Below are 17,048 nucleotides of genomic sequence, written 5' to 3'. Positions count from 1 at the left end.
AACACTTCAAGAGACGCGGTACTCGCACGTCTAGCGGGGCCGGCGTCCCCCGCAGTCTACACGATTGCGAGTGCCCGATTGCGATCCGACTTCGCGACCGCGGGTACCGAGTCGGGGCGACAGGGAACGACCTCTTCGAGCGGCGCCTGGTTCGATCCACAGCCGACAAAAAATCTTGCCGAATTGCGAACCCGCCGGCCTTGCAGGTGTCAAATTGGCAGGGTATTGTTCTCCCCAGACCGTCCACGACGGCCCGGGCGATTGGCTCAGTTGGTTAGAGCGCTGCTTTCACACGGCAGAGGTCACTGGTTCGAATCCAGTATCGCCCACTGCTTTTCGTTTGCAGCTTGTTCTCTGCGCTTGACTTGGCCTTAAGGGGACTCCTCTCATGTTCAAGATTGAGAAATTGGATTGGTGCCGGGGCTCTCATCGCACTGGCTCGATCGCTGCTGATTGGGAGTCCATTACGGAGACTCTGGGGTTTCCGCCGAATGGCGCGGCGAGCGCAGATGGGAAAGTCATCGACCGTTGGGATTTCCGCTGCGACGAACACGATTGTGCGATCTGGGATTACAAGGGATCTCACCTGTTTGATCAGTACAGCACCTTTGGCCCCGCAAGTGTTTTTAGGCATCTGTTCGGCGAACGCTACACACACGAAGTGTGGGACGATTGAGTCGAACTACCGATTCGCTCGCAGGTTGGTCGGTTGTTATGAGTGTTTGCCCTTCACGCAGGTGTCGGCCGGATTCGATCGAGTGCGTCAGGGCGGCACGTGGCCAGTTCCGGTGTCTGAGTCGCCGGGGCAACGGTGACGACAACGCACAATGGAGACAACGCACAATGGAATCGTGCTTGTCCAGGATCCGATTTGATTCTTCGACGAATTGGGTCGTGATGATTCTTGCGATTGCAGCGTTCTGGTGGCGTGTCCATCTGTCCGCGTGTCGCTTTGCCCCCATGCCAACCTCGTTCGCCGCCCCTCTGGTGTAGCAGGAGCTACAGAACCCTTAGCGGTTATACCCGGGAATCCTGATTCGCAAACGAGTGAAAGAATGTTCGTACGATTTTCCAAGCTGTCAGTGGTCGTTGGATGGCTTTTAAGTGGGCTTTTGGCATCCAACGCAGCGGCCGATTCTTACCCCGAAATCATGTTGATTCTGGATTCGTCGGGGAGCATGTCCGAGGTCGTCGCGGGGAAACAGAAGATCGTCGCCGCCAAAGAGGTGATGCACGAAGTGGTTCCCCAATTGGACGAGAACATTCGAGTCGGATTGACCGCCTACGGACATCGCAGGGCGGGCGACTGCACCGACATCGAGACATTGATACCTGCGGGAAGCAACGACCGGCAGGAACTTCTGAGCAAGATCGACCATTTGCAACCGAAGGGCAGAACGCCGATCTCGTCGGCCATCCTGTCGGTGGCGAACCAGTTGAAAATGAAGGATGCCGAAACGACGATCATTCTGGTCAGCGACGGCATCGAAACCTGTGGCGGCGATCCCTGCCAAGTCGTCGCACAATTAAACGCGACGGGCGTCAAGTTCGTATTGCATGTCGTCGGATTTGATGTCGATGCGTCCGCTGCACAACAATTGCAATGTCTCGCGGAGCAGGGACGTGGTCGATATTTTCCAGCCGCCGACGCGGCTGAACTGCTGAAGGCGTTACAGGAAGTCAGCGCGGAAGTTCTGCAGAAGGTACAGCAGGTTGACCCGGCCAAAGTGAGTGCGAAAGCAGCCCGTTCAGGACTCGGCAAGCTTCGTGTCACGATGCCAATCGGTTCTGAAGTGAGTCTGAAGAATTTAAAGATCGGCAACCCTGAATCCGGCGACGTCAAGCGGACCGTCGAAGGCCCCAAGTCAGACGGCACGTACCCGCTGCTGTCGGGAACGTATTTCGTTTCGCTCGGATTCGCGACCCCCAGTTATGGCCGTCCAACGGAGTCGAGTTTGGGAGAGGTCACGATTTCCAAAGGCGAAACACGCCGATTGAGCCTGGGTTCGATTTCGTTCAATATCGCGAAAGAGCTGGAAGAGAAGATCGCGGTCGAAGAAGTCTTGATCACCGATGCCGGAACCAACCACGTCGTCGCTCGCGTTCGAAAGAACGGCAATACCTACTATCACTTCAAACCCAAACCGATGGTCGCGGGCGTCTATGACATTCAATTCGAATGGCACGGGCATAAGCCTAAGCTGCTGTGGCGTAACGGTTTCGGTTCGGGTTGCGTCTCGTTTTCATGAGCTTGTAGTTTTTCTGCCTGCGTTTGAGTTCCCGTTTTTCTTGGCGACCTGGTCGATTGCCGACAACCAGTTCGGAGATCGTTTCGAGCAGGTTGTCGAATTGTTCGCCCGGGCTTCCGCAGCGGAGTCGGAGAAATGCTGCAAGCTCTTCAATCGCCTGCATCGCGCCGGTAAAGCTCAGCCTTGTCGGACATCGCCCGAACTTCAACGCAGATGCCATGATCGCAGCGCGGACTAGATTGAATCCAATCATGTGGCAGTGGATTTCCTTGCGAACCATTTGCGGGCTCTTGCATCGCAAGTGCTCCATCTGCATTTGAGTTTTCAGGCTTCGGATGTGAAGCTCCACCTGCCATCTCTTGCGAAACAGTTCGGCCAAATCTTCCGCGGCATAGATTTCGGCATCCACCAACGTCGTGGCCAGGGTAATTTCCCTGGTTCGAAAACCTCGCTGCTCAACCTTGTACTTCAGGTGACGGACAATGACCAAACAAGGATACTGATCGTATTCTTTCTTGCTCATCCACTTGGGACGTGGCGGTTTGCGGTAGGCGACTAACTGATCCAGGTAGCCAAGTTTGAGCCCACGGCGAAAATCGATTTTGCGAAGTTGGTGCGCCCTGGCCACCAAGTCGATACCTCGCATCGGCCCCATGGCAAGCAACCAGAAGTTTGCGTAGTAGCGGTCAGCCAGCAAGATTCGCCCCGGTAAAATGCAGTCCAAAAACGTCCGCAGTAGCGCTGTCTCACCAGTCTGTTTACCTCGGTACGGCCCCACTGCCGTGCGTTGAATTGCACCTGTCGCAAGGGAAAACAAGCCAATCATCCTGGCGATCGGAAAACCGCAGCCAGGCTTTTGACTTTTCATTTGGGGGTATTCTTCTTGGTTCTCGTCGGTGTCAGCCATCGTCAAGGTCCAGCCATCAACCATTTCGACAATCCGGTCTTGAAACAGCCAAGCTTGGTCGGTCGCCTCTTCGCAACGTTTCGCGGTCCATGCAAGCAGCCTTTCGAAGAGTTGCTCAGGAAGCCTGCCGCGTGCCTTGCAATACGATGTTGTTTCGCTGCTGACGCGAAGCAACCCCTTCGCGACGCGGTACACATTGAAGCGGGTGACGGCCTGTTGGCAACTGTGGTCTGCCGAAAGGACCTGTGAAATGAACAACCAAACGGTGATCATCGGGTTGTAGGGGCAATCGCGGTATTTGTGCTTCAGTTCAGCGCAAACCCTTGCCACCTCAACCTGAGGCAGAAGGAGGTCCAAAACGAGTGATGAGGCTTTTCGCAATTTGCTTTGAACTTCGAAGCCTGCATCGGTAGACTGATCGTTCACGGTGAGCCCTCCAGTGAAGTGATGTGCTTGATAACTCCATTGCACCGGAGGCTCGCTGTGTTTTCAATTCATTTACGGCACGCAAAGTGCGATTGCGATTTGATATCACTGCCCGTTGTGCTAGCACGAACGCAATCGCACCACATCTAGTTGATTCCACTTATGCCCGTGCCATTCACATTCAATTCCTTTACAGTATCAACAAACGTGCAGCGCCGACCGTCGTGGCACGCACGGTGGTCGTCCAGCCGGGCAAGGATACTGTCGTCACACTCGACAGCGGATTTCAACTTCAACCGGGAACGGATGTTTTGGGTTGGGAGCTGATTCCCGTTCAAACGACAGCGGCCGATGGACACGGCGAAGGTGCCGCAGCAGCTGCCCCGGCGATCAACGTCAAACATGGCGGGGTTGTCGGAAACAACGACCGCCTTTGGTCTCCCTATGTCGTGCCCCCGGGAACCTACGACCTGAACATTTTTATCAAGGGAATGGACGAGCCATTGCCGGTTGGTGAGGCCATCGCGATCAAATCTGGTGATCTGCTGAATTTCGATGCCGGACTTTAAGATGGCGTTCCTCTGTCGGTTGGTCGCCTGGGCGTTCGCGGGATCGAGTTGCTTCGTTTGTTTACAGCAACTTCCCGCGCACGAGCCGTTTCAGATGATTGATGTCCCAGATACCGAGGGCAGTCTACTGGTCACCGGGACGGGCAATCGCACCGGATCAACTTTTCAAATTCGCTATCGTTTCGAGGGATTCTATCTGTTTTCGCAGCCGGTCTTGACCCTGGCCGAGCAACCGGATTCGCAACTTTCCAGCGATGAGATCCATGACCTTGCCGACTACACGTATCTGTTTCCCAAGTTCACGACGTTGTCGGTCGATGGGCGTCTGCATGGCGTTCATTCTCATGAGGGCGGAACGCCTGGTGCAGACAGCTTCTCGGAGCTGATGAATGAGTTTTCGGTATCCGATTCCTATCAATTACCGGTGCTGCCGAAAAGAACGCCCGTTGTCGCGCCCCTCTACCAGGGACACGGACCAGGCATCACGATCGCGGATCGAAGTCGCGTGGGGCGCGGCACCACTTTGCATTTTGATGCGACGTCCACACGTTGGATGGTTGCGACGGCCAAACGCAACGCGTTACTTGCGAAGGCGATGCACGGAGACGATACACCGCCGCCGAAGAGTCTTTTTTGGCGAGCCGACGAGCGGATTTCCAAACATTTCAACGACGGAGTCTATACATCGACGACGGTCGAGGACTTGCCGATCGGCTACAGCGTCAATCTAGGCGGTTCGTCGATCCTGTCGCTCCCGACAACCCGGCTCAGCCGAATCACAGCCACCGGATACGGCATCAACTTGAGCATCGTCGACGGACGCGCGATCCAAGCCGACGCTTTTAACGGCATCGATCAATTGAAGTATCAAGGCGTCCGAACGCTTACAGCGGAAACGGACAACGACCTGAACACGATCATTGATGGCGATTCGGCGTACAGCATTCGACTGGATTATCGGATCGGCATCCCTCTGGGCGATGTGATCCTTCGTCCGAAAGAGCAAGATGAAGAGCAGTTTCTGCCCGACCCTGGATGGGATCTCCCACGCCGGTACACCGTCGAGTTGAAGGATATTGCGCCGAGCGATGTGGACGCCATTCGTGTCCGTTTGAAACAGGTTTCGCGTCACGTCGGGATCGCGACCAACGCAGGCAACCACGTCCGAGGTGTCGAGCGGGGATCCTGCCGTGATTGCGGGCAACCCGTGTCCATGACGCCCCATTCTGTTTCCTGCGAAGTCGCCGGCCAGCACTTGTCACGGCAATATGACGGCTACGACCGGTGTCCGATCGATACACTGCCCGATGTGCTTTTCAGATTGGAAGGCGATAACGAAAAAGACTGGGACCTGGAAGACCCGATCGATGGAACGGGTCTGCAGTATAAAATCGGTCACGTCTTGATCTGCGAGAACGTTGATCGAAACGAATTTGAAGTCAATGTACGGATTCTTGATGGGGCCGCCAGTGCTCAGCTTTCCGTCGAAGCCAAGATCAACGGTGTCTGGATTCCGGGGATTGCCGAGGGTGTATCGGCAAATTCAACGGGCGATTATTTGATGCTTCCGATCGACACCAATGGAAATGGTATCGGCGATTCATGGGCTGGTGACGGATTGGCCAACGACTCGGACAATGAGGGGTCCTTGCGATCGGCCGTTCAAGGAGACGGGCTGACCAATTTTGAAGAATATCGCAGCGTCTTTTCCAGGGGCATGTTCTATTCAACGCGGTTGAACCCGCATCATCGAGAGGTCTTTGTGCACGACTACTCCCTTGGGTTCGCGTCTCAACTGAATTCGGTCAAGTCGTGGTACGAAAAACAGAATCTGTCGCTGATTCAGTTAAAAGATTTTGAAACACGCGACGAACGCGTCAATTGGCAGGATTCGCGATTCAAACGCGGGGACCAATACGCCATCATCGTCATGGATTCGACTGACCCGTTGTTGGCTTCGGTCAGCAGCGATACCGGAACCGATTGGAGCCGCGTCGGCGGCCAGGCAACACTTGGCGAGCGGATTTGTCCGCAGGCCAATACGGCGATCATCGGTGCTGCCCGTAACGACGCCGAACGGTTCGCACGGCAACACTCGATGAACGAAGATGTCAGCCGGACCCTCGCACATGAAATCGGTCACGTGATGGGATGCAAACACCATGGCGAAGGCGATTATTGGGATGAGGTCGATGGACAGCGTGTGCTGGTCGCCGTACAAGGAGGAAACCACAGCGGCGATGCAGGTTGCTTCATGCGTTATCAACAGGCCGACAAATTTCGCATTCCTGACTCCGTTGCAGGTGTTCTGGCCGATTACCCCGAGGACCTTCACAAGCGGGATCACTTCTGCGAAGGCCGCCGAGGAACTGGAATTAACGGAGGCGGTTGGTGCGGTGACGCGACCAACGGTCGCTGTCTGCACCAAATCCGCCTCCGCAGTTCGTAGCGAACACGACACTCCGGAGCGTTTCGTCGCCTTCTCTTCTGGAAGCTCGATTGCGCTTTGGGGCGCTTTTCCACATCCCCGTGGACCTCCTCTCGCGACAGAAGCTGACTGATCTGCGATTCCGAGCTGAACATCTGCCACGTTCAGTGTGCAGTGCGCGAGTCCCGGTGAAGCAAGATCGAAAGCTCTCGAAACATCGATCACGCCCTGCCACGCAATCGTGTTGCCGGACGCCGGTCCGACCAAGCCTCATCGGATGTGCGGCGCGCGGTGGGGCTCCTATTTCATCGTCCCGCCTGCTTGCTTCCAACTTTTGCACGAACATAAAAATGCCACAAAACCATCTTGAAATATCGACAGTCACGGTCGACACGCCACTGGTCGAAGTTGCCCAATCTTCATGGAGAGACCTTCTTGGTGTCGCCGCATCGATCAGCTGTGCGATCCACTGTGCCGTCATGCCAATGTTGCCGATTGCGTGCTGCCGATTGCGTGCCACCCACCAATATTCTGCCCGCACAGGCAACTCGCGTGCTAGCAAGCCAGCAGGTGGGTGCTGACATTTGCATTTGGTGGGTGGCACTTTTCATCCCTTTTTTGGTGGGTGGCACTTTTCATCCATCCATCGGTGAGACGCACCGGCTCGGCTTCGCGTGATGATTCTTGCGATTGCAGCGTTCTCGTGGCGTGTCCACCTGTCCGCGTGTCGCTTTGCACCCTTGCCAACCACGCTCCCCGCTTTTCTGGTGTAACGGGAGCTACAGGCCCCTTAATCTGTAGCGTCAGCTGAGTTCTTCCACTCGGAGGATTGTGGACTCTGCGTTGATACGACATCGTGAACCAATTCACAACAGATCAATGCTCGACGCGCGACGTGTGTCGTCAGCCTCAACGACCAATGTGCCGTGCGATTTTCCTGTGGGCCGAATTCTGGCATGAACCGGTTCGGGACGACGTGCCGCGAATCGTGGCGATCTCTAATTAGGTGTTTTCAACGATGGTCCAGACGACAGTTTCGATGACCGTGACCCCAGAGCACGCGGGGCGGGTGGATCTGATTGCTCGAGAATTGTGTGATACCTCGCGAAGCCAAGTCCGCGGCATGGTCGATCATGGCTGCGTCTCGGTCAACGGAGTGATCTGTGGAGACGCAGGGCAAACGGTTGCCGCCGGCGATGTTGTTTCGATTTGTCTCGATCCACATCAACGCTATAAAGAGAAAAAGAAGCCCTGGGACGATCGTACGTTCAGGGTCGTCTACGAGGACAAGCACTTGATCGTCGTCGATAAGGCTGCGGGAACCTTGACCGTGCCGACAGACAATCACGAACGCAACACCCTCGTCGAACGTTTGACCCTTTACCTGACTCATTCGCGTGGGAATCGGGACGCATTCGTCGTTCATCGGTTGGACCGAGCGGTGAGCGGGTTGCTGGTATTCGGTAAGCAAGAATCCATCGCAAAAAAATTGATCGAACAGTTCAAGCAACGAAAGCCTGAGCGGGTCTATGCGGCGATTGTGGCCGGGGTGATGGCAGACGATGAGGGGACGTTTCGTTCGCATTTGGCGACGGGAAAAAATCTCGACCGATACGTTGCACCGGCGTCGCATCAGACTGAGCTTGCAATCACACACTATCAAGTGCTGCGGCGAATGGCGAACACGACGCATGTCGAAGTGAAATTGGAGACTGGCAAACGAAATCAGATTCGAATCCACTTTGCGGACGCCGGTCATCCTGTTCTCGCTGATCCACGCTACAAGACAAAGCAGGCATCGCATCATCATTGGATTCGCGACCGAATCGCGTTGCATGCGAAATCACTCGCTTTTGAGCATCCGGTGTCCGGTGAAATGATGGCGTTCGAATCACCCCTGCCGTCGGCCATGCTGAAATTTCTCGCAGGAAACCGTTGAGAGGGTAACTGTGTGACGGCTTGACCGGCAGCACCGTGTAGAGACTTCGCATCGCTATCGCCCGACGCGCAGAGGATAGACCATCCGCCTTCAGGAAGGGGAATACTTCAACAAAGTGGTCATGTCAGGGAACATCGATTCGACAGCTGGCCTTCTGGTCGACCCCATCGATTACAGCTCTGGCATTTTGCAAGCGATACGATCGGCGGTCGACGAGTTTGCACAGAGTTCTACGAGTTGGACCGAAGGCGCGGCGGGGATCGGCCAGCGTCCAGACCGAAGCGACGGCCGATCGTCGTCGCGAATGACCCCGCTCCATCAAGAAAGTCTTTCCGGCGATGCCGATTTTCGCTAGGCTGCGTTTCAACCAATCGAGGCAAGAAATGCCTTTGAGCGGCGTAGCGAATCGTTGCAGGATGCTAGCCAGGAGTGTCGGTATGACCACAAAGAGTCGGTTGTCGTGGTGTTTGTTAGGCTGTGCGTTGCTCCTGTTGGGGTGTCGGTCGACCGCGAATCGCAGTTCGGACATCGCTTCAGAGCTCGCAACCGCGGATGTCTCCGTGTCCGATGTACCGGCAGCCCCATGGGAAACCCTTACGTTTTTCCATCGGCCTGAGTTCCAAGAGGGGACAGGGCCGATCGATGCTGGGCCGATCGATGCCGGGGACGTGCCTGAGTTCACCGCGACCGATTCCGGATTGAGGTATCGGGTGCTGAGAAATTCCGGCGGCAAGAAACCCACCGCTGACGACACCGTGACGGTCAACTATCGCGGGTGGCTCAGTAGCGGCAAAGTCTTCGACAGCTCTTACGAACGAGGGGAACCCACGACTTTTCCGTTGCGAAATGTTATCGCCGGCTGGACCGAAGGACTGCAACTCGTCGGCGAGGGAGGCATGATCGAGCTGTGGATTCCTTCCAGGCTAGGTTACGGCAAAGGCGGTTCCCCTGGCTCGATCCCTCCTCATTCGCACCTTCATTTCGTCGTCGAACTCATCCACGTCCAATAAGCACCCCACCGTTTGCTACATCTCTGCATACATAGCGTCAATGTCCAGCATCGTTGCGTCGGCGATGATGGTCGCGTAGACCGCCATCGCTGCGGTGGCGATCACTTCCAAAGTCTGCTCGTTGTCGAGGCCGTGTTGCGCGAGGCTGGCGAAATCTTCGCTATTTAATTGCTCAGGCGTGGCGCCACATTTGATGGCGAACCGAAGGATGTCGCGCGTGTGATCGGGGATCTCGGGCGCATCATCCTTGAGCCCCTCCATCACGGCCCGAATCGTGTTGTCTTCAACTCCCAAGACTCGGCAACACGCGGCATGTGCCTCCTTGCAATACTCGCACTCCCGCTTCACAGCGATGGCCACAAAAATCAGTTCCTTCGTGGACCTCGGAAGGCGACCCTGCAGAAGAACGTGCTTCAGTAGGCCCCAAGTGCCGGCCAGCGTCGAGTGTGACGCGCCCAGTGTGCGGACGAAATTGGGGACGTCGGGAAACCGCATCTCCCGCTGGAAGTCGCGATAGATCTCCGTCACCTCGTCCGGCGCGTCGGTCTCGTGGATCAGCGGGAAGCGTGGCATCGCTCTCTCTCCGTGCTCGAACAGGAAATGGTTTTTAGGCTCACAATCGACTAAGGTGCCGGACTTAACCGCGGTTCTGCATTGTACCGCCCACACTCCAGCCAGACAGCCTGCACCGACCCAGGGGGAGGGCGCCAAGTTCAGGATTTTTTATTCGTCCCCCCCACAGTCGGAAAGACGACAGCACGGTGGTTCGCTCTGTGCGTTTGCGTCGCCTGTGCTTTTGCGTCGCCTTTGCGTCTGCGTCGCCTGTGCTTTTGCGTCTGCGTCGCATGGGGGCTGACTCACCGAACCTCCGTCGGGCAGAGTTTGCCGGGGGGGCACGATTGTCCCGGACTGCCCAGCACACGAGTCTCAAAATCGCAACGGTTCAATGCCGCGTCGATCAGTTCGGGGCTAACCAGAGGACGGACAGTAAGCAGGGGATGAGCGGTGGACAGTTCATTTGATCGATTGGAACAGCATTTTTGTTAAAAACTGGAGGTCTGGCAAAACACCCTGACCGCAGAACCAGAAGGAGATGTATTTTTAAACCAGGGTGCCTCGTATGACAAAGAGAAAACATGGATCTGGCACCATGATGCAAAAACGAATTGGCCGCTTGCTTCCGGTCTTCGTGTTCGCAGCTCTGGCGGCTTCGACCTGCATTTATCAGTTTCTTACTGTTCGCCGTCGACGGTCGTCTGAACCCTGCTTTGCCTCATATGCCTCCGGTCGGTGCATTGCCATCCGCAGAATCGGAGCCAGCTGAGACAAATCCACATCACGCCGTAGATCACCAACGCTCCGTAGAGAGACGCTGCGCTGATCAATATTAGCTCGCTTGCTAACACGTCCCATCCGTACTCCACCACCCCGAAGAAACCGTTCAGGATAAAAGCCGCAGCGAAGGCCGCGGCCAAGCCGAAGTAAGGGAGCGTCGCGGTGCGACTGCGAGGTCCCTCGCGCAAGAATGCAATCTGCGTACAGATGATCGCGATCGCTGCCATGAAACCCATGCCGCCGAACAAGTAGATTCCCTCCAGATACTCGAGCGAGCCATTTGACATGAAGACGGCGCAACCGATCGCGGCGACACCCGTCAACTCGATCATCGTACGGATCCCGGTTGGCGGCAACGCGGTCATGTCGGATCGGGCGTGTGACAACGTCCACCGACTCCACAGCTGTGTTGTTAATGCAACTGAAGCGATCGCCATCAAGCAGGTGAACATCACCAAGGAAAATGCATGAAAGAATCCACCCGGTGCAGTTTCCTCGACAATGACCATGGCAATGGCGAATCCAATGCATCCGGGCAAAACCGCTGCGATCGCCATCGCAAACCGCAAGAAGACTGATCCATACCAAAACATCGGTGTGGTTGCGGCGAACGAAAAACCAACCACCGGTGGAAGTAGCATGGACTGAATGATCATCATCATCCAGATGTAGATCGGTTTACTGATGTCGAATTTGTTCAGCAGATGGATTTCCAATGGGAACGTGATCCCCAACAAGAATGTAATCGCGGAGAGCCCCACGATCCCGGCGATCAAACTCAGCCCGTCGGATTCGATCGCCCGATACTCGAACCATGAGCGACTTTTCGGCTCAAGCAAGATTTCTTGTTGGGGCAGACCGTGGGCTCGTTGGCGGAGACCGGCATCTGAGATTTCCACAGTTGCACGCTGGTCATCGGTAGGATTGACGTTCCGATCACCCGTGTTCGCTGCGTTCATATCGCCGGTGTTGTGAAAGGAAAACGCGAAGAAGAGAACCGTGGGAACCGGAAGTGCCCGGACGAAAACAGGCATGTTGGTGTCAACCACCACCCTATCCTATCAAGAGGCTCCTCGTGCTGTTGGTACCGCTCTCCGCTGACTCAGTATTTGAGATGTTTCAATCGCAATGAAATGGTGGCGCGGAACGCGGGATAGGATCACCGGCGCGCCACATTTTCTTGTCACCCATGTTCCTGTCGCCCACTCTCCCATCCCATGTTTCTGCCATCTGCGGGCGCTGGTTCTGCATGCCGATTCTGTCTCGCTCGCCAACGAATCCACTCGACGCACTAAATCAATCCCGCCGCGATTCGTGCCGCACCCACGGCGGCATCTGACGAGTCGGCAGTTAACACGGGCACACCCAGGACGCGCGCGCGGATCTGCGTCCAGGCATCGTTGGCGGCGCCGCCTCCGGCGGTAAAAACCTGGTGCACCGCCGGTGCGCCCCGTTCTTGCAAAGCGGCGTAGCCGACACGCTCGATCTCGGCGATGCTTTCGAGCATTCCTTGCAAAAAGACGGCATCGTCTTGGGGGCGCGGTGTGAGCCGGGGAGCGAGATTGGGGTCGGCGATCGGGAAGCGTTCGCCAGGCTTCGACAGCGGGTAGTAGTCCAAGCCGGTTGGCGTCGACGGATCAAGGTTGGATTGAAGCTCACTGAGCTGATCCGGCGTGAAGAAGTCCAAGAGCACGCCGCCCCCGGTATTGGAGGCGCCGCCCGGTAACCACATGTCCCTGATTCGATGGCTGTAAAGGCCGCGACTTGGATCGAAGACCGGTTGATCCGACAACAATTTGATGGCCAGCGTCGTGCCGAGTGATGTCACACCTTCACCTCGCTTGGAGGCACCGGATGCCAAAAACGCCGCGTTGCTGTCGGTCGTGCCAGCGACAACGCTTACGTCGTATGCAAATCCGAATTGTTTGCACACCGCATCGGAAACGGAGCCAAAACAATCGCCGACGGGATGGACGTGCGGGAGTAAACGGGTGGGGATACCGCAATCCACGATCCAATCGGGCCACCTGCGACGGACCACGTCGTAACCCATCTTCAACACGTTCGTTTCATCCGATAGCCCACCACCTTCAACTTGACTGCCGCCCAAGAACTTCGCCGCTATCCAGTCGGCTTGGTGAAAGATGAACCGGGCGGGCGGGAATGTGGTGTGCTTCAGCAGAAACATCAGCCGTGCCAACGCCGATCCTGGCCCATTGGCGATCGAGTCCGGCGGAGCGTGCGCGGCGATCATCTCCGCTTCCCGATTGAATCCGGCGGAGTTGTAGAGATATCCGGGAGACACGGGGGTGAGGCTTTCGTCAGCAAGCAACAAGGTGCCTGAGGTCCCATCGACGCTCATCGCGCGAACGTCTGCCAGGTTTCTGTCACCCTGTTTCAATTGTTTCGCGAGATCGGAAAGGCAGTCACAGGTTGCGTTCCACCAGAGCTCGGGATCCTGGCAGGGACGTGAATCGATTTCGATGGGCATTGGCAGGCCAGCGATCGCCGTCGCGACTGGTTCACCCCGTTGGGTGATCACCGTCGATCGAACACCGGACGTCCCGATGTCGATACCGAGAAAAAGATCATCATTGGTTGGCATGGCCATCTCCTGCTGTCGCTTCGCCAACATCGGGCGATAGGTTGCTCGCGTCCCAGTTTAACGACTCGGCGTCGGTGTCTTTTCAAATTGGCTCGAATGCAGACTCCGTGAGAATGCGCCGCAAGGCTGTGAAGTCCGATAGGGGGGCTTCAAGCGAAGCACTCAAGACAAAACGTTGGTGGGTTGACCCCCGCGCGAGCAGAGAGTCGGTCGAGGACTCGCTGCAGTTCATGGTCTTCGTTGGCTTCACCAAAATCGTTTCGGTGAACACCGCTGCGAACAAGTGCCGACGCAAATCCAATGTTTTGGGCGCCACCGATATCGTGTTCCAAGCTATCGCCGACCATCAAAAAACGATGGGGTTGGACGTCTGGGTACGCCCGTTGGACTGCGTTGTAGATCGCGACGTATGGCTTCCCATACCAGATGACTTCTCCACCCCTGTCGCAGAATCGATCCGCCAGATGACCGGGCGAAATGATCAATCCACCGGCGCGCGGCGATGACTTGTCGGGGTTGGAGCAGACCACGGGGATTCCGTTCGCGATCGCTTTGTCAAACACATCGTCATAATCATCTTCTCGGGCTTCCTCGGAGAGCCCCATCAGCAAGATCGCGTCGACGCTGTCATCCAACGTGTCGCGCAACTCAATCGTGTCGCATCCGGCACTCCAATCGATCGCATCCTGGAACGTCGCGCAAATCGGAAACCACGTCTTGGGGACCGAGCCGTGCACGGTCAGGCGTCCACGTCGGATGTCGTCCCACAACGCTTCGCCGGACGTCGCGACTTCGCCAACGCGATTCATCGGCAAGCCGATTCGCCGCATGCGGGCACGGTTCAATTCAGCGCGTTTTCCAGAATTGGAGACGACGATCATCTGTTTGCCGTGATCGGCCAGCATCCCGATCGCTTCGACGGTGCGTGGATAAGGCGTCGTGCCATCATGCAGCACGCCCCATTGATCGAGGACGGCAACATCAAAATCGGCCAAGACTTCCTGGAGTGAGCGAATGAATCGCGTCATGTGCGATGCCAATCAGGTGGAGAATTCTGAGCAATGATCAACTCACCAGCCTGAGCGCACAAGCCCCCGCGGAGGGCGGGTTTTGATTTGGTGCCGCCCACCAACGGGCGGAGCATGCAGTGCACCCTGAAACCGTGTCGACAACATGGCCGGTGACAGCAAATGTGCAAATGCTCGTCGTCACCCAGAAAGCGGTTTCTAAAAATTTAATTGACCTGTGCGGGGCTCCAGCGTAAATTGAACATCAGAGTACTCGTTTCCTGTGATTCTTCCTCGACTGATGAGGTAGCTAATGCAGAACATCCATTCATATTTGTGAGTGCGCCTGCCTCCGATTTCGTGAGGAGGCATGTGGTGTCCAGGCAACATTTCGACTCCGGCTTCGTTCTGCATTCTTGTGACTCTGTATCCCGCTCGACTTCCCGAAGCGGCGGTGATGCGAGTTCTGCCTGAAAAGGCATGGTATGAACAAACCAGAGTGATTTGTGGTTGTGGACATCGCGGTGTGCTCGAAGATCTTCGAGGCTCTCGCCCTCTGTCTGCGGCGAGAGCCTCTTTTCGTTTGGCTCTTTCGTAAAGCTCGGTTGATTCATCTTCGTGCCGAGAATGCGGCGTGGTGCAAGCATGTCATGAATCATCTTTCTGCGGCGATCATTCAGCCGGAAGTCCCGGTCAGAATACTCCGTTTCGGTGCCACCCGTTCAAGTCTTTCCGCAAGGCGGTGGTCGGCACCGCCGGCGGATGGATTCGCTGCGACCCCGTCCAGGGTCGAGGGGATTGTGGGACGTGCTTCCCGGAGGTGGCGCTGCGCCTTAGGTTTGACCACATCTTTTTACAATCTTCATTGCGTCAACGCCGCAGAGCATCGCTTGGAGGTCGTTCCAGCCTCGCCAAATCGTTTGCCATCCCGGTGGGTGATCGGACTTGCGGTTCTGATGACCGCCGAGTCTCGCCAGTGCATAGAAGAAATCGTGAATTGACCAGTCGGGTTTGATTTGGCCATGTCGCCAAGCGCTCAGCACACTCACGTAGTCGCTGCAGATAACTTCGGTCGCTTTGCGTTTCTTTGCGTCCCAACGACGACTGGCATCACGCATTTGCAGCAGAGTCAACGCCACCACTGAAATCAAAGCGATCGCTGGCTGCAAACGTTCTTCGCTAGTGAATTGCGGGCTCTCAATGCTACATCCTGTTTTCATCCCTTTGTGATACTCTTCAATGATCCAGCGACATTCGTACCAACCGACAACCTGATAGGCATCTTCAAAATCAAGTACGGGTTGGTTTGTAATCAAAAACCATTCCAGACGCTCTTCTCCGGCGGGCGGATCTTCTTCCCAGACTCGAACAACCCAGACGGCAAGCGGATCGTTGCCGTGTTCTCCTAGTTTCTTCGCGGGTGGTTTGATTTGAACCGGGGCAAATGAGACAGCCATCTTCGCCTCACGAGCCCGTCGATTGGCTGATTTCTTTTTGCCTTTGCGAACCCGTACTTTCTTGTCGACTTTGCTCGTTACCGATAACGTCCAGTGTCCTGCTGGCGGAAGGCTGGCAGCATAGTTGCGAAGGTAACAGGCTTGATCGCTACTGCCTTGATCGCCATGTCCAGGAATGATCGCCCGATTATGAGAGGCACGAATGACGAACCTACGGCCGCTGGCCAATTCATGTTCGAGGAACTCGAACGTGTCAGCTCCTCGATCACAAACATCAACGAGTTTCTCGCTGTTAGCCAGTGGATCGGCACCGCGCAACCACAATCGACTCTCTCGTGATTCACGCTTGCGTTTCTGAGCGGTCAGTTCGTCTTTGGGAGCATCCTCCCGATGGTGCAAAACCTGATTGCACAATCCAATTACTTGCCGTGTTTTCGGGTTCACGGCCAAGCTGTTTTGCGCGATGTACCCACGGCGATTGCCGTTGCCAATTTGGCCCATGTCATCGGAAAGTGACTTGTGATTGGTAAAATCCAGCTCGGTGGCATCATGAAGAATCAGGACTGGGCCTCTGATTTGCTTGATCTTGAGACAGGTTGCCTCACGATGAGATGCGAGAATTGCCTCATGCGTCACCTGGTCACGGTCCATCAACCGGTAGAAAGCCCTGAGGTCTTTGGGGCTATTGAATTTCTGTGGCAATGTTCCACTTGGTCGTCGAGCCATCGAGTCAGCGAGTTGTACGAGACGATTTGTTCTACGTTTGTCGCCGAGTTGAGCGTTGGCAAAGTTGACTTGTCCAAATGTCTGCAGGGGCAAAACCATGGGGGGCCTTCCGTGATACGAGTGCTGGTAGCCATTCCGTCACCAGCAACCATCTCAACCCGCCGTCGCGAATCAATCGCAGCGTGTGTTCCACGCCACGGTTCCCACAGGGAAAAAACTCCAGGCATCGCCAAATTACCAGATCAACCTTACCAAGCTTGACTCATTTACAAAGATCAACAATTGGTTTCACAGCCGCGCCAACTCGACACATCCGCCGGCAAACAAAAAGATGTGGTCAAACCTAAGCGCTGCGCTGACCTCCGGCTACTCGCTGGCATCCCTCCGGGA

The 17,048-nt window shown here is 55.9% G+C and carries 11 protein-coding genes and 1 tRNA gene; 6 read left to right on the top strand and 6 right to left on the bottom strand.

Going from position 1 to position 17,048, the window contains the following annotated elements; translation table 11 throughout:
- Positions 1 to 255 precede the first annotated feature (255 nt).
- Positions 256 to 329: transfer RNA gene (locus tag TBK1r_RS10835), tRNA-Val, on the top strand.
- Between the two features lie 726 nt (positions 330 to 1,055).
- The gene (locus tag TBK1r_RS10825; RefSeq protein WP_145209998.1) at positions 1,056 to 2,249 is read left to right on the top strand and encodes a vWA domain-containing protein; all 1,194 of its coding nucleotides are present in this window, start codon (positions 1,056 to 1,058) and stop codon (positions 2,247 to 2,249) included.
- Here TBK1r_RS10825 and TBK1r_RS10820 read toward each other — a convergent pair.
- Positions 2,197 to 3,582 carry an IS4 family transposase gene (locus tag TBK1r_RS10820; RefSeq protein ID WP_145208338.1) on the bottom strand — a complete coding sequence of 462 codons (1,386 nt, stop codon included), beginning with the start codon at positions 3,580 to 3,582 and terminating at the stop codon, positions 2,197 to 2,199. The genes TBK1r_RS10825 and TBK1r_RS10820 overlap by 53 nt on opposite strands.
- A gap of 224 nt (positions 3,583 to 3,806) precedes the next feature.
- Between TBK1r_RS10820 and TBK1r_RS10815 the strand changes: the two genes are divergently transcribed.
- The 4 genes from TBK1r_RS10815 (at position 3,807) to TBK1r_RS10800 (ending at position 9,528) form a co-directional block, all read left to right on the top strand.
- Positions 3,807 to 4,151: a hypothetical protein gene (locus tag TBK1r_RS10815; protein WP_145209994.1), complete on the top strand. Its 345-nt coding sequence runs from the start codon at positions 3,807 to 3,809 to the stop codon at positions 4,149 to 4,151.
- Entirely contained in the window at positions 4,138 to 6,600 is a 2,463-nt protein-coding gene (locus tag TBK1r_RS10810; RefSeq protein ID WP_145209991.1) for a hypothetical protein, read from the top strand. Before TBK1r_RS10815 ends, TBK1r_RS10810 begins: the two co-directional genes overlap by 14 nt.
- A gap of 997 nt (positions 6,601 to 7,597) precedes the next feature.
- A complete protein-coding gene (locus TBK1r_RS10805) occupies positions 7,598 to 8,518 on the top strand; it encodes an RluA family pseudouridine synthase (protein ID WP_145209988.1) in 921 nt (306 codons plus the stop codon).
- A gap of 437 nt (positions 8,519 to 8,955) precedes the next feature.
- Positions 8,956 to 9,528, top strand: coding sequence for an FKBP-type peptidyl-prolyl cis-trans isomerase (locus tag TBK1r_RS10800; protein WP_145209985.1), 573 nt, complete (start codon positions 8,956 to 8,958; stop codon positions 9,526 to 9,528).
- Between the two features lie 15 nt (positions 9,529 to 9,543).
- On the opposite strand, the gene TBK1r_RS10795 is transcribed toward TBK1r_RS10800, so the two are convergent.
- From TBK1r_RS10795 to TBK1r_RS10775, 5 genes are all read right to left on the bottom strand, one after another.
- Complete coding sequence (locus TBK1r_RS10795) at positions 9,544 to 10,101, bottom strand: peroxidase-related enzyme (protein ID WP_145209982.1); 558 nt, start codon at positions 10,099 to 10,101, stop codon at positions 9,544 to 9,546.
- 659 nt (positions 10,102 to 10,760) lie between these two features.
- The gene (locus TBK1r_RS10790) at positions 10,761 to 11,912 is read right to left on the bottom strand and encodes a hypothetical protein (RefSeq protein ID WP_419581209.1); all 1,152 of its coding nucleotides are present in this window, start codon (positions 11,910 to 11,912) and stop codon (positions 10,761 to 10,763) included.
- 242 nt (positions 11,913 to 12,154) lie between these two features.
- Positions 12,155 to 13,468: an FGGY-family carbohydrate kinase gene (locus tag TBK1r_RS10785; protein ID WP_145209976.1), complete on the bottom strand. Its 1,314-nt coding sequence runs from the start codon at positions 13,466 to 13,468 to the stop codon at positions 12,155 to 12,157.
- 149 nt (positions 13,469 to 13,617) lie between these two features.
- On the bottom strand, positions 13,618 to 14,496 hold the full coding sequence (locus tag TBK1r_RS10780) for a TIGR01459 family HAD-type hydrolase (protein WP_145209973.1): 879 nt from the start codon (positions 14,494 to 14,496) through the stop codon (positions 13,618 to 13,620).
- Positions 14,497 to 15,308: 812 nt separating this feature from the next.
- Positions 15,309 to 16,757 (bottom strand): IS4 family transposase, encoded by a 1,449-nt coding sequence (locus TBK1r_RS10775; protein ID WP_145209970.1) that lies wholly within the window; start codon positions 16,755 to 16,757, stop codon positions 15,309 to 15,311.
- Positions 16,758 to 17,048 lie beyond the last annotated feature (291 nt).

The organism is Stieleria magnilauensis, from assembly GCA_007753675.1.
Taxonomy (GTDB): Bacteria; Planctomycetota; Planctomycetia; order Pirellulales; family Pirellulaceae; genus Stieleria; species Stieleria magnilauensis.
This window is presented reverse-complemented; position numbering and strand designations above follow the sequence as displayed.